This is a genomic window from Pseudonocardia sp. NPDC046786 (assembly GCF_040645415.1).
Lineage (GTDB): Bacteria > Actinomycetota > Actinomycetes > Mycobacteriales > Pseudonocardiaceae > Pseudonocardia > Pseudonocardia kongjuensis.
Window position 1 is genome coordinate 30,975 of record NZ_JBEYYF010000018.1, and the last position, 18,632, is coordinate 49,606.

The 18,632-nt window shown below is 74.0% G+C and carries 22 protein-coding genes, 3 tRNA genes and 1 riboswitch; of the genes, 11 read left to right on the top strand and 14 right to left on the bottom strand.

The window, feature by feature from the left end; all coding sequences use genetic code 11:
* Positions 1-291 precede the first annotated feature (291 nt).
* The gene (locus ABZ881_RS21065; protein ID WP_358486915.1) at positions 292-939 is read left to right on the top strand and encodes a VC0807 family protein; all 648 of its coding nucleotides are present in this window, start codon (positions 292-294) and stop codon (positions 937-939) included.
* A 33-nt stretch (positions 940-972) separates the two neighbouring features.
* Here ABZ881_RS21065 and ABZ881_RS21070 read toward each other — a convergent pair whose 3' ends face one another.
* The 5 genes from ABZ881_RS21070 to ABZ881_RS21090 form a co-directional block, all read right to left on the bottom strand.
* Positions 973-2,172 (bottom strand): MFS transporter, encoded by a 1,200-nt coding sequence (locus tag ABZ881_RS21070; protein WP_358486918.1) that lies wholly within the window; start codon positions 2,170-2,172, stop codon positions 973-975.
* 47 nt (positions 2,173-2,219) lie between these two features.
* Positions 2,220-3,854, bottom strand: a complete 1,635-nt coding sequence (locus ABZ881_RS21075) for an acyl--CoA ligase family protein (protein ID WP_358486920.1) — start codon at positions 3,852-3,854, stop codon at positions 2,220-2,222.
* An 87-nt stretch (positions 3,855-3,941) separates the two neighbouring features.
* A complete protein-coding gene (locus ABZ881_RS21080) occupies positions 3,942-4,133 on the bottom strand; it encodes a ferredoxin (RefSeq protein ID WP_344024545.1) in 192 nt (63 codons plus the stop codon).
* A gap of 107 nt (positions 4,134-4,240) precedes the next feature.
* On the bottom strand, positions 4,241-4,525 hold the full coding sequence (locus ABZ881_RS21085; protein ID WP_358486921.1) for a hypothetical protein: 285 nt from the start codon (positions 4,523-4,525) through the stop codon (positions 4,241-4,243).
* A 144-nt stretch (positions 4,526-4,669) separates the two neighbouring features.
* Positions 4,670-6,559 carry an AMP-binding protein gene (locus ABZ881_RS21090; RefSeq protein WP_358486924.1) on the bottom strand — a complete coding sequence of 630 codons (1,890 nt, stop codon included), beginning with the start codon at positions 6,557-6,559 and terminating at the stop codon, positions 4,670-4,672.
* A 275-nt stretch (positions 6,560-6,834) separates the two neighbouring features.
* Here ABZ881_RS21090 and ABZ881_RS21095 point away from each other — a divergent pair, with 275 nt between their 5' ends.
* The 5 genes from ABZ881_RS21095 (at position 6,835) to ABZ881_RS21115 (ending at position 9,004) form a co-directional block, all read left to right on the top strand.
* The gene (locus tag ABZ881_RS21095; RefSeq protein WP_358486925.1) at positions 6,835-8,103 is read left to right on the top strand and encodes a GDSL-type esterase/lipase family protein; all 1,269 of its coding nucleotides are present in this window, start codon (positions 6,835-6,837) and stop codon (positions 8,101-8,103) included.
* A gap of 205 nt (positions 8,104-8,308) precedes the next feature.
* On the top strand, positions 8,309-8,527 hold the full coding sequence (locus ABZ881_RS21100; RefSeq protein WP_344024553.1) for a hypothetical protein: 219 nt from the start codon (positions 8,309-8,311) through the stop codon (positions 8,525-8,527).
* A 203-nt stretch (positions 8,528-8,730) separates the two neighbouring features.
* Positions 8,731-8,803 (top strand) — tRNA-Glu (locus tag ABZ881_RS21105).
* A gap of 15 nt (positions 8,804-8,818) precedes the next feature.
* Positions 8,819-8,892: transfer RNA gene (locus tag ABZ881_RS21110), tRNA-Asp, on the top strand.
* A 38-nt stretch (positions 8,893-8,930) separates the two neighbouring features.
* Positions 8,931-9,004 (top strand) — tRNA-Phe (locus tag ABZ881_RS21115).
* 77 nt (positions 9,005-9,081) lie between these two features.
* Here the strand turns inward: ABZ881_RS21115 and ABZ881_RS21120 are convergent.
* Positions 9,082-9,234: a hypothetical protein gene (locus tag ABZ881_RS21120; RefSeq protein ID WP_358486926.1), complete on the bottom strand. Its 153-nt coding sequence runs from the start codon at positions 9,232-9,234 to the stop codon at positions 9,082-9,084.
* Positions 9,235-9,240: 6 nt separating this feature from the next.
* Here ABZ881_RS21120 and ABZ881_RS21125 point away from each other — a divergent pair, with 6 nt between their 5' ends.
* Together ABZ881_RS21125 and ABZ881_RS21130 are read left to right on the top strand one after the other, a co-directional pair.
* Positions 9,241-9,957 (top strand): TIM barrel protein, encoded by a 717-nt coding sequence (locus tag ABZ881_RS21125; RefSeq protein ID WP_358486927.1) that lies wholly within the window; start codon positions 9,241-9,243, stop codon positions 9,955-9,957.
* On the top strand, positions 9,954-10,844 hold the full coding sequence (locus ABZ881_RS21130; RefSeq protein WP_358486929.1) for a 2-hydroxy-3-oxopropionate reductase: 891 nt from the start codon (positions 9,954-9,956) through the stop codon (positions 10,842-10,844). The genes ABZ881_RS21125 and ABZ881_RS21130 overlap by 4 nt, the downstream gene beginning before the upstream one ends.
* Before the next feature lie 115 nt (positions 10,845-10,959).
* On the opposite strand, the gene ABZ881_RS21135 is transcribed toward ABZ881_RS21130, so the two are convergent.
* Positions 10,960-11,577, bottom strand: a complete 618-nt coding sequence (locus tag ABZ881_RS21135; protein WP_358486932.1) for a TetR family transcriptional regulator — start codon at positions 11,575-11,577, stop codon at positions 10,960-10,962.
* Between the two features lie 96 nt (positions 11,578-11,673).
* On the opposite strand from ABZ881_RS21135, the gene ABZ881_RS21140 reads away from it, so the two are divergent.
* Positions 11,674-12,501, top strand: coding sequence for an SDR family NAD(P)-dependent oxidoreductase (locus ABZ881_RS21140; protein ID WP_358486934.1), 828 nt, complete (start codon positions 11,674-11,676; stop codon positions 12,499-12,501).
* Positions 12,502-12,537: 36 nt separating this feature from the next.
* On the opposite strand, the gene ABZ881_RS21145 is transcribed toward ABZ881_RS21140, so the two are convergent.
* The 3 genes from ABZ881_RS21145 to ABZ881_RS21155 all read right to left on the bottom strand — a co-directional run bounded on the left by ABZ881_RS21145 (position 12,538) and on the right by ABZ881_RS21155 (position 13,834).
* Entirely contained in the window at positions 12,538-12,912 is a 375-nt protein-coding gene (locus ABZ881_RS21145) for a CrcB family protein (RefSeq protein ID WP_358486935.1), read from the bottom strand.
* Positions 12,900-13,316: a fluoride efflux transporter CrcB gene (gene crcB, locus ABZ881_RS21150; protein WP_358486938.1), complete on the bottom strand. Its 417-nt coding sequence runs from the start codon at positions 13,314-13,316 to the stop codon at positions 12,900-12,902. Before crcB ends, ABZ881_RS21145 begins: the two co-directional genes overlap by 13 nt.
* 11 nt (positions 13,317-13,327) lie before the next feature.
* Positions 13,328-13,390: riboswitch (Fluoride riboswitch) on the bottom strand.
* 24 nt (positions 13,391-13,414) lie between these two features.
* A complete protein-coding gene (locus ABZ881_RS21155) occupies positions 13,415-13,834 on the bottom strand; it encodes a hypothetical protein (protein ID WP_358486941.1) in 420 nt (139 codons plus the stop codon).
* Positions 13,835-13,907: 73 nt separating this feature from the next.
* On the opposite strand from ABZ881_RS21155, the gene ABZ881_RS21160 reads away from it, so the two are divergent.
* A complete protein-coding gene (locus ABZ881_RS21160) occupies positions 13,908-14,411 on the top strand; it encodes a MarR family transcriptional regulator (RefSeq protein WP_358486943.1) in 504 nt (167 codons plus the stop codon).
* Here the strand turns inward: ABZ881_RS21160 and ABZ881_RS21165 are convergent.
* The 4 genes from ABZ881_RS21165 to ABZ881_RS21180 form a co-directional block, all read right to left on the bottom strand.
* The gene (locus tag ABZ881_RS21165; RefSeq protein ID WP_358486944.1) at positions 14,383-15,339 is read right to left on the bottom strand and encodes a hypothetical protein; all 957 of its coding nucleotides are present in this window, start codon (positions 15,337-15,339) and stop codon (positions 14,383-14,385) included. The two genes, ABZ881_RS21160 and ABZ881_RS21165, sit on opposite strands and share 29 nt — an antisense overlap.
* A gap of 57 nt (positions 15,340-15,396) precedes the next feature.
* Entirely contained in the window at positions 15,397-16,029 is a 633-nt protein-coding gene (locus tag ABZ881_RS21170; RefSeq protein WP_358486946.1) for a MerR family transcriptional regulator, read from the bottom strand.
* 10 nt (positions 16,030-16,039) lie between these two features.
* The gene (locus ABZ881_RS21175) at positions 16,040-16,591 is read right to left on the bottom strand and encodes an ATP-dependent Clp protease proteolytic subunit (RefSeq protein WP_358486947.1); all 552 of its coding nucleotides are present in this window, start codon (positions 16,589-16,591) and stop codon (positions 16,040-16,042) included.
* Between the two features lie 82 nt (positions 16,592-16,673).
* A complete protein-coding gene (locus ABZ881_RS21180) occupies positions 16,674-17,765 on the bottom strand; it encodes a sigma-70 family RNA polymerase sigma factor (RefSeq protein WP_358486948.1) in 1,092 nt (363 codons plus the stop codon).
* Positions 17,766-17,972: 207 nt separating this feature from the next.
* On the opposite strand from ABZ881_RS21180, the gene mftR reads away from it, so the two are divergent.
* Positions 17,973-18,611 (top strand): mycofactocin system transcriptional regulator, encoded by a 639-nt coding sequence (gene mftR / locus ABZ881_RS21185; RefSeq protein ID WP_358486951.1) that lies wholly within the window; start codon positions 17,973-17,975, stop codon positions 18,609-18,611.
* The last annotated feature ends 21 nt before the right edge of the window (positions 18,612-18,632 follow it).

The following is an 18,632-nucleotide window of genomic DNA, read 5'->3' on the forward strand; positions in this document are numbered from 1 at the left end:
GAGGCCCTCCCCGGATGTCCGGGGAGGGCCTCGGTCGTCCTCGACCGCTCCAGGGGCAGCGCTGGACGGACGGGTACACGTGCGGGAGCGACATCGCACGACCAGACCTATCAAAAATGACATGTCAGTATTGACAGGTTATACACGACAGGTGATGCTCGTTCGCATGGTGACCACCGACCATCCGCCCGACCTTCGGGGCCACCTCGCCCCGGTCCTCGACGACGAGTCGCCACGGAGGGCGCCCGCCGGGTTACACGGGTCGCGGACCCCTGACACGGGTGGCCGGACGTGGTGAACGTCGCGGACGACCCGCCCACCACCGACCGCGCAGGCACGCCCGGGTCGCTGGTCATGCTGCGCGGGTTGCTGCTCGACGTCGGACTCCCGGTGGCCGGCTACTACGTGTTGCACCTGCTCGGTGCCGGCGACTGGATGGCGCTGCTCGTCGCGTCCGGGCTCGCGGCCACGAGGGTGGCCTGGTCCGCGATGCGCAGTCGCACCCTCAATGCGTTCGCCCTGATCATGCTGCTGGTGTGCGGCATCGGCTTCGTGCTGGCGCTGTCCACCGGGGACCCACGCACGCTGCTGCTGCGCACGTCGTTCATCACCGCCGCGGTGGGCCTGGTGTTCCTGGTGACCGTGGCACGCGGGCGCCGCCCACTCACCCTGGCCGCGATGCAGAGCTTCGCTCCCGCACACGCCGCGCAGGCCGCCCACGAGTACGCGACCAGCCCGGCGGCCCGCCGCGGCCACCGGGTCCTGTCCACGGTCTGGGGCGTCGGCCTGCTGATCGAGGCGCTCGCCCGGATACCGCTGGTCTATCTGCTCCCGATCCCGGTCGCGGTCGGGCTCACCGAGGCACTCACCGTGACCGTGGTGGTGGGGATAGCGGGATGGAACGCCTGGTACGGCCGCCGCCTGCGCAGCGACAGGTGACCGCGGCCCGGGGGCGGCAACCGAGGTCGGGGCTCACGCTCGGTCGGCGGCGCGGCGGGCGTGCGACAGCAACATCCGCCGCCCGACCAGCATCAGCACGGCCGACACCAGCATCACGCCGGCGTTGACCGACCAGGCGGTCGGGAAACCCTCGTGGGTGGCGAGCCAGCCGAACAGGATCGGGCCGGCGAACCCGCCGGCGTACACCCCGAGCTGCACGATCGACGTCGCGGCTGCGGGCGCGGAGGGGTTCAGCCGGACCACCGCGAACTGCAGCAGCCCCGGCCAGGCCCAGCCGAGCCCGAAGGCCAGCACGACCCCGACGACCAGCGCCGGGGTGCCGGGCACGGCCAGCAGCACGAACCCGATCGCTCCTGCGGCGAGGCTGCCCGCGACGACGGCGACGTGCCCGCCGGTGCGCCGGTCGGCCAGCCAGCCGTGCAGCATCCGGATGGTGAGCCCGACGATGCTGCCCATCGTCAGCATCAGACCGGCCAGACCGGGATCGATGCCCCGGTCCACGGCGGAGGCGACCAGGAAGATGCCCAGCGCGGTCGCGGTCCCGGCGGCCAGGCCGGCCGCCACGCCGATCACGGCGAGCGCCCCGGTCGCCCGGTCGCCCTTCACCGGGCGGGCGGCGGGGGTGGCGTCGACGCGGGGGCAGGCGGCGAGCGCGGCCAGCGCGAGCACCGCGCCGATCGCGTACGCCCACCGCCAGCCGATGGTGAGCGCGACGACGGGCACCGCGAGGCCGGCGAGCAGCGTCGCGGCCGGGATCGCCGCCTGCTTGACGCCGAACGACAGGCCCATCCGGTGCGCGGGCACCGTCCGGGCCAGCGTCAGGTTCGACGACAGCTGGCCCATCACGTTGCACCACGCGCCGCACAGCAGCAGCGCGACCAACGACAAGTACGAGCGGGCGCCGACCGCCATCGCGGCCATCAGCACCGCAGCGCCGGCCACCGCGATCCGGCTGGTCACCCGGGAGCCGACCCGCTCGACGACCATCCCGACCGGCAGCGAGAACAGCGCGCTCACCCCGAAGTAGAGCGCGACCACCAGGCCGAGGCCGGCCGGGTCGAACCCGAGATCGGCGGAGAGCTGGACGGCCAGCGCGCCGGTGAGGAACACCGGCAGCACCGACACGGTCGTCACGGTGACCGCCCCGGCGGCCACCCGGAACGCGGACGGCCCGGCGGGGGCGGCCACCGGGAGCCTGCTCGCGACACTCACTTGAGCAATGCTAACCGATTGACCGTTCCGCCTCGAACGAACGTGACCTAACCCTGGATGCGGGAGGCCCCGCCGCGGGCGGCCCACTCCTTCTCGCGCAGCTCGAACTTCTGCACCTTGCCGGTCGAGGTCTTGGGCAGCTCGTCGACGATGTCGACGTGCTTGGGGGCCTTGTACCGGGCGATCCGCGACTTCACGTGCTCGATCAGCTCGGCGGGCTCGGCGGTCCGGCCCGGCTTGAGCACCGCGAACGCCTTGCAGACCTCGCCCCACTTCTCGTCCGGGACGCCGACCACCGCCGCCTCCAGCACCGCGTCGTGCGAAACGATCGCCTGCTCCACCTCGACGGTGGAGATGTTCTCGCCGCCGGAGATCACCACGTCCTTGGCGCGGTCGCGCAGCTCCACGTAGCCGTCCGGGTGCACCACGCCCAGGTCCCCGGAGTGGAACCAGCCGCCCGCGAACGCTTCGGCCGTCTTCTCCGGGTCCAGGTAGTAGCCCTTCATGACGTTGTTGCCGCGCATCACGATCTCGCCCATCGTGGCGCCGTCGCGCGGGACGTCGTTCATCTGCTCGTCGACCACCCGGACCCGGTCCGCGCAGACCATCCCGACCCCCTGCCGGGCCTGCAGCCGGGCGCGCTCCTCGCCGTCGAGCGCGTCCCACTCCCGCTGGTACTGGTTCACCGTGTAGGGCCCGTAGGTCTCGGTGAGGCCGTAGACGTGCACGATCCGGAAGCCCATCCGCTCCATCTGCAGGATCGTCGTCGGCGACGGCGGCGCGCCCGCCGTCGTCACCACCAGCTGGTAGTCGAGGGTGACCGCCTCCGGCGAGTTCATGATCGTCGTGACGACCGTGGGCGCCCCGTTGAGGTGCGTCACGCCGTGCTCGGTGATCAGCCGCCAGATCGTGTCGCCGCGGACCTCGCGCAGGCAGACATGGGTGCCGCCGATCGCCGTCACCGCCCACGGCGTGCACCAGCCGTTGCAGTGGAACATCGGCAGCGTCCACAGGTACACGGTGTCCGCGGAGTGCGACGAGTGCACGATCTCGCCGAACGAGTTCAGGTACGCGCCGCGGTGGTGGTACTCGACACCCTTGGGGTTGCCGGTCGTCCCGGACGTGTAGTTGATCGTGATGGTCGACCGCTCGTCGTCGACCGCCCACGGCAGCGGATCGTCCGAGCCGCGGGCGAGCAGGTCGGCGTAGGACAGGCCGGACCCGACGCCGTCGCCCGGCGCCGCCGGATCGGTCACCGAGACGATCTCGCGGACCGTCCGCAGCTCGCCGGCGACCGGGCGCACCGTCTCGTACAGCACGTTGTCGACGACCAGCACCGTCGCGCCCGAGTGGTCGAGGATGTAGCGGACCTCCTCGGTGGAGAGCCGCGTGTTGATCGCGACCAGGATCGCGCCGGCCAGCGGCACCGCGAAGTGTGCGACCAGCATCTCCGGCACGTTCGGCAGCAGGTACGCCACCCGGTCGCCCGGTCCGACGCCGGACGCGCGAAGCCCCTGCGCCACCCGTGTCGCCTCCGCCGCGAACTCGGCGTAGCTGTGCCTGCGGTCGCCGTAGACGATCGCCGTCCGGTCGGCGAACACGTCCGCCGACCGGGCGAGGAAGGCGAGCGGGGTCAGCGGCGTCGTCCAGACGTCGGCGGTGGCGTTGTCCGGGTGCGTCACGGGCGGCTCCTTCGCAGGCGGTGCTCTGCTGCGATCCTCGCCGCCGAGCCCGGGTGCGGCAACTGCCGGACGGCCCGGGTGCGGTTGTCAGCCCTCGACGGTGATGGCCGCCTTCGGGCAGCTGCGCGCCGCCTCCTCGACCTGCGGCCGCAGGGCCTCGGCCGGGTTCTCGTCGAGGATGTAGAGGTAGTCGTCGTCCCGCACCTCGAACACCTCCGGGGCGACACCCATGCACACCGCGTTGCTCTCGCAGCGGTCGAAATCCACGATGACCTTCATGCCGTCCATGGTGCCCCCGGACGGCGTCGCGTGCACGACTGAGGATGCCCTGACCTGCGGTTATGCTGCCCTGACCTCAGTCGGCGAGACCGTGCCGCGGCGGTCGCTCAGTGCCCGGCGGCGGTGTGCGCCGGCACCGGGGCGGGGGCCGGCGCGGGGTTCGCCCGCGCCTCGCGCGCCGGTTCCGACGCCCGGGTGGCGGGCGGGAGGCCGAGCATCGCCGGCGCGCTCGCGGCGGTCGCCGCGGTCGTCGCGGGCAGGGTGCCGACGGGCTCCGGGGCGCCGACGGGCGGCCGGTCCGCGGGGGACTCCAGCAGCGCGGCGACCCCGAGGACGAGGCCGACGGTGAGCGGGCCGGCCAGCGCGGCGAGCCGCATACGGGTGCCGTCCATGACGAACCTCCACGTCGATCGACGACCGCGTGGGGGGCGGGGGAGCGGGTGCGGCCGTCGTCAGGTGATCGGCCTACGTGGCCGGGCCGTTACCGGCCCGGTCCGGTGAGGTCAAGGACGGCCCGCGGGACCACCTGAACGGTGTCACTCCCGCCGGAGGATCGGGCGGAGCGTGTCCAGCACCGACGCGTCGTCGATGGTGGACGGGACCGCCTCGTCGGCGCCGTCGGCGATGCCGCGCATCGTCTTGCGGAGGATCTTCCCGGACCGGGTCTTGGGCAGGGCCGGGACGATCGCCACGTCCTTCAGCGAGGCCACCGCGCCGATCTGGTCGCGGACCAGCTGCACCAGCTCGGCGCGCAGCCGCTCCTCGTAGCCCTCGGCCGCGGCGTCGACACCGGACTTGAGCACCACGAACCCGCGCGGGATCTGGCCCTTCATGGTGTCCGCGACGCCGATCACCGCGCACTCGGCGACGTCGGCGTGCGAGGCGAGCACCTCCTCCATCCCGCCGGTGGACAGCCGGTGCCCGGCGACGTTGATCACGTCGTCGGTACGGCCCATCACGAAGATGTAGCCGTCGGCATCGATGTGCCCGCCGTCGCCGGTGAGGTAGTAGCCGTCGAACGCCTTCATGTAGGAGTTCACGTAGCGCTCGTCGTCGTTCCACAGGGTGGGGAACGCGCCCGGCGGCAGCGGCAGCCGGGCCACGATCGCGCCGTCGGCGCCGGGCTCGGCCGGCGCGCCCTTCTCGCCGAGGACCCGGATGTCCCAGCCCGGCATGGGCCGGGTCGGCGAGCCGGGCTTGATCTCCAGCAGCTCGATGCCCGCCGGGTTCGCCGCGATCGGCCAGCCGGTCTCGGTCTGCCACCAGTGGTCGATCACCGGGATGCCGAGCAGCTCGGAGGCCCAGCGGTAGGTCTCCGGGTCGAGCCGCTCACCGGCCAGGAACAGGTACTTCAGCGACGAGATGTCGTGCTGGGTGGTGAACGTGCCCTGCGGGTCCTCCTTCTTGATCGCCCGGAACGCGGTCGGCGCGGTGAACAGCGAGGTCACCCGGTTCTCGGCGACGACCCGCCAGAACTGCCCGGCGTCCGGCGTGCCGACCGGCTTGCCCTCGTAGAGCACGGTCGTCGCACCCGCGAGCAGCGGCCCGTAGACGATGTAGGAGTGGCCGACGACCCAGCCCACGTCGGACGCGGTGAAGATCGTCTCCCCGGCGCCGACGTCGTAGATGTTGGGCATCGACCAGGCGAGCGCGGTGGCGTAGCCGCCGGAGTCGCGCACGACGCCCTTGGGCTTGCCGGTGGTGCCGGAGGTGTAGAGCACGTAGAGCGGGTCGGTGCTGCGCACCGGCACCGGCTCGGCCGGCGTGGCCTTCGCGGCGGCCTCGGCCCAGTCGACGTCGATCGTCCCCAGCTCCGCGGTGGCCTGCTCGCGCTGCAGGATCACGGTCGCGTCGGGCTTGCGGTCGGCGAGCTCGATCGCCTTGTCCAGCAGCGGCTTGTACTCGATGACCCGCTTGCCCTCGATCCCGCAGGACGCCGACACGACGACCTTCGGGCCGGCGTCGTCGATCCGGACCGCGAGCTCCTTGGCGGCGAACCCGCCGAACACGACCGAGTGCACCGCGCCGAGCCGGGCACAGGCCAGCATCGCGATCGCCGCCTCCGGGACCATCGGCATGTAGATGACCACCCGGTCGCCGCGGGTGACGCCCAGGTCGCGCAGCACGCCCGCGAACCTCGCGACCTCGTCGCGCAGCTCCGCGTAGCTGTAGCTGCGCCGACTGCCGGTGACCGGCGAGTCGTACACCAGCGCGGTGCGGTCGCCGTGCCCGGCGTCGACGTGCCGGTCCAGCGCGTTGTGCGCGACGTTCAGCTCACCGTCGGGGAACCAGCGGTAGAAGGGCGGGTTCGAGTCGTCGAGCGCGGTGCCGGGGGTGACGTGCCAGTCCAGCGTCTCCGCGGCACGGAGCCAGAAGCCCGCCGGGTCCTCGACGCTGGAACGGAAGATCTCCTCGTAGCCGGCCACGCGACCCGCCCTCCCTCTGCTGCCCCCGGCGACCCGTACCGGCCGCCGTCCGTGGGGCACGACACTAGAAGCTGCCCCTGACAATCCGCAGCCTCGCGCATCCGGGTGCCGTGCACGCCCACCCGAACGGAGAGTCCGCTCGGCGTCCCCGTTCGGCCGGTCGTCGCAGAGTGACCGACAACCTACGTAACGTGATCGGGTGACGGGTCGACACAGCGCGTGCGGGACCCGGCCGGCTGCACCGGCGGGATCGGAACGGACGGAGGCGGACGCGCGTGCGGCGTGACGGTCGGTGGCACCTCCCGGCGGCGCTCGCGGTGCTGGCACTGCTCGTCGCGGGCCTCACGTTCGCCGGCTGCGGCGGGGTGCTGCCCGCCGCGGCGGGCGCGGCGGGCTGCGACCCCGGCTGGGTGGCCGGCTGGCACGCGGCGCAGCAGGCGGTGCCGGGCGATCAGCTCGCCGGGCGGACGCTGCGGATGGTCGTGCGGCCGCAGACGTCCGGGGACGGGCTGCGGCTGCGGCTGTCCAACCGGCACGGCGACGGCCCGCTGCACGTCGGCGCGGTCACCGTCGGCCGGGCGGGCGACGGCGCCGGCACGACGGGCCCGCGTCCGGTGTCGACCGCCGGGCGCCCCGACGTCCGGCTGGAGCCCGGCGCGGACGTGCTGACCGATCCGCTGCCGGTCCCGGTCGGGCGGGACGTGCCGCTGACGGTGAGCCTCTACCTGGCCGAGGTCCCGGCGACGATCAGCTCGCACCCGGTCGCGATGCGCACCGCGTGGCTGTCCGGGCCGGGGGACCGGTCGGGGCAGCCGCAGCCGGACGGCTTCGGCATCACACTGCAGTCGTGGCCGGTGCTGGCCGGGATCGACGTCCTGGCGCCGCGCCCGGCCGACGGGGTGCTGGTGATCGGCGACTCGCTGGTCGACGGGGTGGGCAGCACGCCCGACGCCGACGACCGCTTCCCCGACCGGCTGGCCGCCCGGCTGGCGTCCGAGCGGACGGCGACGCCGGTGCTCAACGCGGGCCTGTCCCGCAACCGGCTACTGCAGGACGACCCGCCGGCCGGCGGGGACGCGCCGGGGACCCGGTTCGACGTCGACGTGGCGCCGCTGGTCGGGATCCGGGACGTGATCCTGCTCATCGGGACCAACGACCTCGCCGCCGGAGCCGGTGCCGACGAGCTCGCGGCGGGCCTGCGGGCGTTCGCCGACCGGGGCCGGGAGGCCGGGCTGCGGGTGTTCCTCACCACGATCCCGCCGTCGACGAGTGGTGGCCGGGACGCCGCCCCGGTCGTCGCGGCCCGGGATCGGATCAATGAACGCATCCGTACCGAGGGCCCGCACTGGGCCGACGGGGTGATCGACGCGGCCGCGACGCTCGCCGATCCGGGTGATCCGACGCGGCTGCGTCCGGAGTACGACTCCGGTGACGGCCTGCACCCGTCGCCGGCCGGATACCGGGCGCTGGCGGCAGCGGTGCCGGTCGGGGTCCTGTCCGGGGCGCCGGCCGGGGACCGGTGTCCGGCCTCGGCGTCCGGCTGAACGCCGGGCCCGGATCAGCGCGGGCGGTGACCGTCCCGTCACCCGGGAAGGGGCGTGCAGGGCACCCGCACGATCGGTAACGTCTTGGTCACGGCCACAGCACGTGGCGGTACCGGCGAGACCCGGCACCGCGGCGCGACCCACGGACGGAACCCGGGGGTGTGCCAGGGACACGGGACGCCCTGACTGCCTACGGGGAGGCGTCATGAGCATCGGTGCGAAACGCAGTACCGACGACGAGACCGGATCCATCCCGGCGCCGCGGAACGCGGCCGACGCGTTCAAGGTGTCCGACGACCAGGTCCAGAAGGCCCGGCTCGTCGTGGCGAAGAACTCCGCCGACTCGGGTGACCTGCGCGAGCTGCTCGACATGCTCGGCCTGATCTCCTCGAACCCCGACCAGCCGCCGCCCGTCGCGCGGTGACGGCGGCGCCGCACACCCGTTCGCGGCGCCGCACACCCGTTGCAGCGGGTGTGCCGCGGGGCGGAGGGGTGTGCGGGCTCCTGACCGGCCAGGACGCCGCGATCAGGGGGGTGGCTGCGCGGGGGTCCGGGGCGGTGTCGTATGGTTTCACCGCTCCCAACGGACAGCCGTTGAGGGAAGGTTGAGCCTCCACGGTCATCCAAGCCCCCATCGTCTAGCGGCCTAGGACTCCGCCCTTTCAAGGCGGCAGCGCGGGTTCGAATCCCGTTGGGGGTACGGTTACATCAGCAAGGCCCAGTGGCGCAGTTGGTTAGCGCGTCGCCCTGTCACGGCGAAGGTCGCGGGTTCGAGTCCCGTCTGGGTCGCTCCACTCTCTGGATCCCCGGGTTCATCCGGGGGCCGGGGCCAGGTAGCTCAGTTGGTACGAGCGTCCGCCTGAAAAGCGGAAGGTCGGCGGTTCGACCCCGCCCCTGGCCACCTCTATCACCAGCGGAAACACTGTTCAGTTGTTTCGCCTGGCCCGCGCTTTGTAGCAACGGGTGTAGCAACGCCCCTCAGCTCAGCCCCTCCTGCAGCCGGTCGAGCGCCGCGCGCTTCTCGGTCAGGGACACGTGGGCGTAGATCCCCATCGTGACACCGAGATGGGCGTGGCCCACGATCTCCTGCACGATGTGCGGCGGCACCCCGAGCCCGAGCAGCAACGTCACACACGAGTGTTCTGGTGGCCGTTCGACCGGCCGGTCCCCGCCGACCGCGAGATCGACGCGTTCGTGACCGCCGTGTCCGACGCCGGTGTCACGCTGACCGGGCTCAACTTCGCCGCGGGTGACATGGCGGCGGGCGAGCGCGGCATCCTGTCCGACCCGAGGCGGACGGGCGAGTTCGCCGACAACGTCGAGGTCGCGGTCGGGATCGGCGAGCGGCTCGGCACGACCGGGTTCAACGCGCTGTACGGCAACCGAATCGACGGCGTCGTGGTGCAGGAGCAGGACGAGCTGGCGGCCGGGAACCTGGCGCTGGCCGGGCGGGCGGCCGGCCGGATCGGCGCGGTGGCGCTGGTGGAGCCGGTCAGCGGGATCGACGCCTACCCGCTGCGGACCGCCGCGGACGCCGTCGCCGTCCTGGACCGGGTGGGCTCGGACGACGTGCGGCTGCTGCTCGACGTGTTCCATCTGGCGGTGAACGGCGACGACCCGGCCGCCGCGATCTCCGCGTACGGCGACCGGATCGGTCACGTTCAGGTCGCCGACGCGCCCGGCCGCGGCGAGCCCGGCACCGGCGACCTCCCGGTCGCCGCGCTGCTGGAGCAGGTCGCGGCCGCCGGGTACCGCGGCCGGATCGGTCTGGAGTACAAGTCGACCACCGACGACCCGTTCGGCTGGCTCGCCCGGCCCGCCGACACGACCACCCCGACCGGAGGCACCGCATGACCACGATCGGCTTCATCGGACTCGGCATCATGGGCGGCCCGATGGCCCGCCACCTGGTGGCGGCCGGGCACGAGGTGACCGGGTTCAACCGCAGCCCGGAGAAGACCCGCCCGCTGGTCGACGCTGGTGGCCGTGCCGCCGGATCGGTCGCCGAGGCGGTCGAGGGCGCCGACGTCGTCGCGCTGATGCTGCCCGACTCGCCCGACGTGGAGGCGGTGCTCGACGGTGCGGACGGCGTGTTCGCCACCGCGAAACCGGGCACGCTGGTGATCGACTTCTCGACGATTCGGCCGGACGTCGCCCGGGACCTCGCAGAGCGGGCCGCGGCGCGCGGTCTGCGGATGATCGACGCCCCGGTCTCGGGCGGGCAGGCCGGCGCCGAGAACGCCACCCTGTCGATCATGGTGGGCGGGGCGGCCGACGACGTCGGGGCGGCCCGGCCGCTGCTCGACGCGGTCGGGCGCACCGTCGTCCACGTCGGGCCGATCGGTTCGGGGCAGACCGTGAAGGCCGCCAACCAGCTGATCGTCGCGGGCAACATCGCGCTGCTGGCCGAGGCCCTGGTGTTCCTGCAGGCGCACGGCGCGGACCTGCCCGCCGCGGTCGAGGTGCTCGGCGGCGGTCTCGCCGGCTCGGCGGTGCTGACCCAGAAGGCGCAGAAGATGCTCGACGCCGACTACGCGCCGGGCTTCCGGATCGACCTGCACCACAAGGACATGGGCATCATCGCCGACGCGGCCCGGGCGGCCGGTGTGGTGACCCCGGTCGGTGCGCTGGTGGCCCAGCTGGTCGCCGCGACCCGGGCGGCCGGGGACGGCGGATCGGACCACTCGGCCCTGCACCGCACCATCGCCGGCTTGAGCGGGGAGCCGACCGGCCGGTCGTGACCGCCGGCCGGACGTGGCCGCCGGCCGGACGTGCCCGGCCCGGCCCGGCCGGTGTGGCCCAGGACTGCCTGGTGCGCGGTCGGCGGCGCGCCGCGATCCGGGGCGCGGGCCGGCGTCAGGCGGGCGGGGCGTCGAGATCGCTCGCCCGTACGGCCCGCACGCACCGGTCGTAGAGGGCGAGCCAGTCGTCGGCCGGTGAACCGGTCACCCAGATCCGGCCGGCCGCGTCGCAGCAGCTGAACGACGCGGCGATCACCGCCCGCGCCACCAGCTCGGCGTCGTCGTGGCCGGCCCGCCCGATCCGGTCGGTGACCAGCGGGACGAGCGCGTCCTGCCAGCGCTGCCGTTTCACCAGGTAGCTGGCCAGCAGCGCCGGCGTGCCGAGGATGAGCCTGCTCAGCACGAACGCCTCGTCCGGCGTGTGGTTCGCCGTGGTGACGGCGATCCAGCCGGCGCGCAGCGCGTCCCACGGCCCGGTGCGCGGCAGCTCCTCGGCGACGACCCGGGCGAACATCTCCCCGAGCTCGTCCTGCGCGCCGCAGACCAGGTCCTCCTTCGCGCCGAAGTAGCGGAACAGGGACCGCTGCGAGATCCCGGCCTGCTCGGCGATCTGCGCCATCGTCGTCGCCTCGTAGCCCTGCTCGACGAACAGCGGGATGGCCGTGTCGAGGATGCTGAGCACCGCCAGCTCGCGGGACCGGTCCCGCAGCGTCGGTCGGGCGGGCGTCTGCATGGGGCCGAATCTACTTCCCGGTGCCGGGGCCGAGGCGATCTCCTCTCGCAGCACGAGAGTGTGGCAGTCACTGCCAAATAGGCATAGATTGCCGACATGGCTGTTGATGTCAGTCCGCACACCGTCCTCGTCACCGGTGCCAGCTCCGGGATCGGCCGTGCCTTCGCGACGGCGCTGGCCGGGCGCGGGGCCGATCTGGTCCTCGTCGCCCGGCGGGCCGACCGGCTGGAGGCGCTCGCCGCCGAGCTGCGCGCCCGCACCGGTGTCGCGGTCACCGTCGTGCCGTTCGACCTGTCCGTGCCCGGGGTCGGCCCCGGACTGCGGGACGCGGTCGCGGCCCGCGGCGCCGGCGTCACGGCGGTGATCAACAACGCCGGCTTCGGGACGTTCGGCATGTTCGGCGGGGAGGATCAGGACCTGCTCGACCGGGAGATCGCGGTCGACGTCGCCGCACCCGTCGCGATCGCGCGGGCGTTCCTGCCGCAGGTGCAGGCGGCCCGCGGGTTCCTGATCAACGTCGCGAGCATGGCGGCGTACAACCCCACGCCGCGGATGGCCGTCTACGGCGCGGCGAAGGCGTTCGTGCTCAGCTTCACCGAGTCGCTGTGGGCGGAGCTGCGCGGCACCGGCGTGACGGTCTTCGCGCTCTCCCCGGGCGCCACCGCCACCGAGTTCAACGACGTCGTCGGCACCGAGGACGCCACCTCCGGGGCACGCAAGCGCACCGCCGAGGACGTCGTCGGGACCGCGCTGCGCCATCTCGCCCGGCGCGACCCCGGGCCCAGCGTGATCGACGGCCGGGTCAACCGGCTCAGCTCGCTCGCCGCCCGCTTCCTCCCCCGACGGGCGATGGTGTCGGTGGTGGCCCGGATCACCGACCCGGGGCGGCGGGGATCCGCACCGCAGCCGGTCCCGGCCGGATAGCCCGGCCCGGTCGGTCGACCGCCGGCCGGGACCGGGTCACAGCACCAGCCCGGCCAGCGCCCAGCCCGCCGCCGCGGCGAGGATTCCGGACGCGACGCTGCCCGCCAGGTAGGCCACCGCGGTCGGCGTGGCCCGCCGCTCGGCGAGCGCGACCAGCTCGTACCCGAAGGTGCTGTAGGTGGTCAGCGCCCCGCAGAAACCGGTCCCGAGCAGCGCGCCGAGCTCCGGCGGGAGCGCGCCCGCGGCGCCGATCAGCGTGCCGAGCAGCAGCGAGCCGGCGACGTTCACCGCGAGCGTCGCCCACGGGAACACCGGATCGAGCCGGGCCCGCACCACCGCGTCGGCCAGGTGGCGCAGCGGCGCACCGACCGCGGCACCCACGCCGACCAGCAGGACGGTCAGCGCGTCCACCGGGCACCGCCGATCCGGCGGGTCAGCACCACGGCGACCGCGCAGGCCGTCGCCGCGACCACCGGTGACGCCAGCGCGTAGCCCAGCGCGAGCCCGTAGTGGCCGTGCCCGGCGAGCTGCACCGTCTCGACCGACCAGGCGGAGAACGTCGTGAACCCGCCCAGGACGCCGACCCCGAGCAGTGGACGCAGCAGCGGGTTCGGCCGGTCCGCCCCGGCGAGCACGGTGTAGAGGACGCCGATCAGCAGGCAGCCGCTGACGTTGATCCAGAACGTGGTCCACGGCCAGCCGCCGGGTTCGGCCGGGAACGCGACGCCCAGCAGGTAGCGGATCTCGGCGCCGACGACGCCACCCACCGCGACCGCCGTCGGGACCCGGGAACCGGTCGTCCGCACACGCCTCACCCACCCACGATCGTCGGGTAGGAGCCATCAGCGCGCGGGCGCGGTTGTCGGCGAGCCCCATCGCCGCCCGGCCCACGATAGCCCCGCCGGGCGAGCGGTCAGCCGGCGGCGAGCGCGGCCCGGGCCCGGGCCAGCACGGTGTGCAGCACGTAGCCGGCCACGGTCAGGTCCGCGGGCGGCAGATCGCCCCACAGCTGCGCGGTGATCCGGCCGGTGGCCGCGACGATCCGATCGCGCAGCGCGATCCCCTCCGCGGTCGCGGCGGGCCCGCCGTCTCCGCTGCAGCCGGTCCGGACCAGGCCGGCCGCGGCCAGCTCGGCGAGCCGGGCCTCGGCGGTCGCCCGGTCCACCTGCAGCGCGCCCGCGATGCGGCCGGTGACATCGGGCCCGCCGGCGACGGTCAGCGTCAGCGCGATCCAGCGGCGCTCGTCGAGCCCGGTGCCGGCCAGCTCGCGGAGCAGCAGCGCGTTGAGCGCCTTCTCGGCGCGGCCGAGCAGCTGGGTGCCGAAGGCGGTCATCAGTGCCTCCCAAATCGTTGGTCTGACTAACGGTAATTCGTGAGTCTGACCAAGGCAACGGTAGGATCGCGGGATGGCGGACGACGGACGGCTGGACGGTCTCGCGAGCCGGCTGCTGGGGCTCGCCGCCCGGCACGCGGAACAGGTGGTCGGTGCGGAGCTGGCGGGGGCCGGCGCACACCGGTGGCACTACGCGGTGCTGGCGACGCTCGCCGACCACGGCCCGGCCAGCCAGGCCGGGCTCGGCGCGCGGACCGGGATCCACGCCAGCGACCTGGTCGGGCTGATCGGGGAGCTGGCCGGGCGCGGGGAGGTCACCCGCACCGCCGATCCGGCCGACCGGCGGCGCAACGTCGTCGAGCTGACCGACGCCGGCCGGGAGCGACTGCACCGGCTCGACGCCGTCCTGGCCGGCGCCCAGGACGAGCTGCTCGCCCCGCTCTCCCCGGGCCGGCGGGCCGAGCTGGTGCGGCTGCTGCGGGTCCTGGTCGAGCACCACGGCCATCCCGAACCACAGGGCCATCCCGAACCGGGGGGCCGGGACCGGATCAGCGGCCGTGCCTCCAGGACCGGCTGACCGGCACCGGCTGCCGCCGCAGCGCGAGCACCGCCCCGGCGACCACGCCGACGACCAGCACCCCGAACGCGGCGGCCGTCCACGCGTCGGGGGCGAGCAGCGGTTGCCCGCGCAGCGCCTGCCAGGTGAGCAGAGCAAGGAGCCCGATGTAGCCCGCCGTCGACGTCGCGACGAGATCGCGCCGGACCCCGGGGTCGGCCAGCACGGCCACCCGGGCGGCGGCGAGCTCCAGGCCGATCAGCAGCAGCGGCAGGAGCTGCAGCGCGTGCATCCCGACGAAGTGCGGGATCCGCAGGTCCCCGCCGTCGATGCTCCAGCCGACGACGGCCAGGCCGGGCCCGCCGTCGGGCAGGCCGACGGTGTGCGCGCCGACGATCCCCTGGAAGTCGCTGAGCTGGTCCGGCGTCGGGCCGGTCATCAGGAACCCGAGCGCCATCCCGACCAGCGCGAGTACCGCGCCGGCCCGGATGGCCAGCGACCGCGCCGGATCGAGGCCGCGGAGCCCGAACAGTGCGGCGGTCAGCCAGAGCGTGACCAGCCAGGCCACCACGATCGAGCCGCCCATGACCGCCCACAGCGTGGAGTCCAGCGGCGTCGTCATGTTGAAGTGGCTGGTCGTCCCGCGCCCGGCCTGCACGACGAGCACCACCATCTCGATCGCCAGTGCGAGCGCGGCGACGGTGCCCGCCACGAACGCCGTCCGGGCCCGGCCGCGCCGCTCCCGCAGCTGCGCGTACAGCCAGGCCCAGGTCACGCAGAAGATCGCGATGGACACCGCGAACTTGGTCGGCTTCAGCCAGATCGGCGCGCCGAGCAGCACCCGGGGGTCGAGCAGGACCCCGAGGAGGCCGAGCGGGACCAGCGCGGCGCAGCTCACTCCGACGATCATCAGCGGGCGGTGCCAGGCGAGCGCGGTGCGCAGCGACATCGTGACCTCCGGAGCGACAGTGCGGATACTGTAACTATCGGATAGTCACACTGTCCATCAGATTCCGGCGGCGGGATAGCGACTCGACGAGTGGCTCTCCTGCGCGATCCGGCGCAGCGCGGCGAGCAGCGCGTCGCCCAGCACCGTCGCCACCAGTGCGGTCTCCGCGACGCCCTCCCGGTCGGCGACCCGCCCGACGGCGTCCAGGTCCGCCTCGCCGATCCGGTCCACGGCCTCGGCCCACCGCTGCAGGGTGTCCTCGTCCGGTGCGTGGCCGAGCTCGTGCATCCGGGCGAGCACGCTGCGGGCCCCGGCGAGCGCGGGCGCCCGGTCCGAGACCCGCCAGCCGAGGTGCGCGGTGAGGGCGCGCACGTCGGCCTCCGCGCGCTCGGCGAACGCGCCGCCGCCGTCGCCGGTCCCGGTGACCGCGTACACGGTGCGCCCGAGCATCCGGTGCAGCCCGGTGTCCGGGTCGTCGACGGCGGCCAGCACGTCCCGGACGACGGCGATGGGCAGCCCGCCGACCTCGACGAGCGCGCGGATCAGCCGGAGCCGTCGCAGGTGCGACTCGTCGTAGCGGGCCTGGTTGGGTGAGGTCGTCTCGCCGCGGTGCAGCAGGCCCTCGCGGAGGTAGTACTTGATGGTCGCGACCGGGACCTCGGACGACCGGGACAGCTCTGACACACGCACCTGCGGAAGCTTAGCTATCCGATCCGCGGACGTGATCGGCGAGCCCGTACGTCACCGCCTCGGTCGCGCTCAGCCAGCGCGACCGGGCGTCGGCGGGAAGCGGCACGCCGCAGTACCGCTCGGTGAGCGCGTCGATCTCCTCCCGCCGGTGGGCCAGGTGATCCGCGCGGACCCGGACGTCGCCCGGATGGGCGCCCCGGACCTGCCCCGCCGCGTCCCAGGCCGATGGCAGCAGCGCGGCGTGCGGCAGCGCGAACCGCTTGCCGGGGGTGCCGGCGGCGACCAGGAACGGAATCGGCCCGGCGATCGAGCCGGCCGCGACGGTGACCACGTCGACGCCGAGGGTCCGGAGCGTGTCGTGCACGGCCATCGCCGCGACCGGGGAGCCGCCGGGGGAGAGCAGGTGCAGGATGACGTCGCGCCGCGGGTCCTCCGCGGCGAGCAGCAGCAGCCGGGCGCACGTCTCCGCGGCGACCTCGTCGTCGAGTTCGCGGGACAGCAGCACGATCCGGGCGCCGAGGAGCCGCTCGGCGGGATCGGACGGGGCGGACAGGAACGGCATCGGGACCTCCGGACTCGGGCCCGTCGCCGATCGGCGGGTCCGTCCGCGACGCTAGGCCCGCCCGGTGCGCCCCGGCCGCCGATTACGCCGTCGGCGGAACGGTTCCTCCCCCCGCGATCCCGGCCGTCTTCGGCTCCCACAGCTCCGGCCGGTCCGCCAGCGCGAGCGGCAGCCCGAAGTAGGCGAACAGCTCGGTGTTGAGGAAGATGCTCAGCCCGGTGACGGCGCCGCACTCGATCCGCAGCGCGGTGATGCCCCAGGCCAGGAACTCGCCGTTCGGCCCGGAGGGCTTCCACTGGGCGAACCCGACCGTGCCGTTGATCTCCACCGGGGCGACCCGCGATCCGCGGCAGGCCTGGCCGGGGCCGGTCGCCATCCAGGCGACCACGTCGTCCCGGCCGCGGAACCACAGCTCCAGCGGCGGCATGTTCTGCTCGACGTCGGCGTGCAGCAGCGCGGTCAGCGCCTCCATGTCGAACGCCTCGAACGCCGCCATGTAGCGCATCAGCAGCTCGGTCTGCGCCGGATCGACGACCGGGGTGGTGCCCGGTGCGGCCTCGGAGACGCCCTGGTCGGCCAGCGTCGCGCGGGCCCGCTGCAGGGCGCTGTTCACCGACGCGACCGAGGTGTCGAGCAGTTCGGCGACCTCGGCGGCGCGCCAGCACAGCACCTCGCGCAGGATCAGGACGACCCGCTGGCGGGCGGGCAGGTGCTGCAGCGCCGCGACGAAGGCGAGCCGGATCGTCTCCTTCGCGATCGCCTTGTCGGCCGGGTCGCCCGCCGGGGTGGAGACCCGCGCGTCCGGCATCGGCTCCAGCCACTCGGAGTCCGGGAGCGGCTCGCGCAGCGAGCCGGCCACCGGTGCCCCCGGGCCGCCGAGGTCCATCGGCACGGCGCGCCGCTTGCGGCCGTTCAGCGCGTCGATGCAGACGTTCGTGGCGATCCGGTACAGCCAGGACCGCAGCGAGGACCGCCCGTCGAACCTGGCCAGGCCCTTCCAGGCGCGGACCATGGTGTCCTGCACCGCGTCCTCCGCCTCGAAGGCGGACCCGAGCATCCGGTAGCAGTAGCCGGTCAGCTCCCGCCGGTAGTCCTCGATCTGCTGGTCGAGCGGTCTCGGATCGGTCTCCTCGGCGCTTCCCGCATTGCTGCCTGCCCTGGCGGGTGCGGTCATCGGTTCCCCCTCGCGACGTCCCCGGACGGGGTGGGCCGGGGCGGTCCCGGTCCGTGTCGAGGCGAGTGTGCTCCTGCCCACCGACAGTGTGGAGGCCCTTTCCGGCGAACGGCGCCCCCGAGCGGTGTCCGAACGTGCGGTGCGGGAGCCGTGGGATGATCGGTGCAGCGTTGGTGTGGACGGGCGGGAGGCGCGGGGATGTCGGCGTTGACCGGGAACAGCCGGGACGACACGGACGGTTCCGGCGAGGTGTCCCCGCTGCGCAGGGCCGGTCGGCGGCCGGTCACCTCCCGGTACGAGATCGAGCACATCGCACTCGAGATGTTCAGCGACCACGGCTTCGAGCACACCACGGTCGACGACGTCGCGATCGCGGCCGGGATCGGCCGGCGCACCTTCTTCCGCTACTACGCCTCGAAGAACGACGTCGCCTGGGGAGCGTTCGACGAGCAGCTGGTCCGGATGCGCGCGGTCCTCGCCGCCCAGCCGGCCGATCTGCCGGTGCTCGAGGGCATCCGGCGGGCGGTGCTGGAGTTCAACCACGTCGAGCCGGCCGAGCAGCCGTGGCACCGCAGGCGGCTGCGGCTGATCCTCGGCACGCCCGCGCTGCAGGCCCACTCCACGCTGCGCTACGCCGCGTGGCGCGAGGTGGTGGCCGATCACGTCGCCCAGCGCCGGGGCGAGCCGGCGTCGGCCCTCGTCCCGCAGAGCGTCGGGCACGCCTGCCTGGGGGTCTGCCTCGCCGCCTACGAGCGCTGGCTGGCCGACGACGGCACCGAGCTGTCCGTGCTGCTCGACAGCGTCTTCCGGTCGCTCATCGGGGGCTGGTCCGCCGAGCTGGGGTGACCGCACGCCCCGACGGCGTCC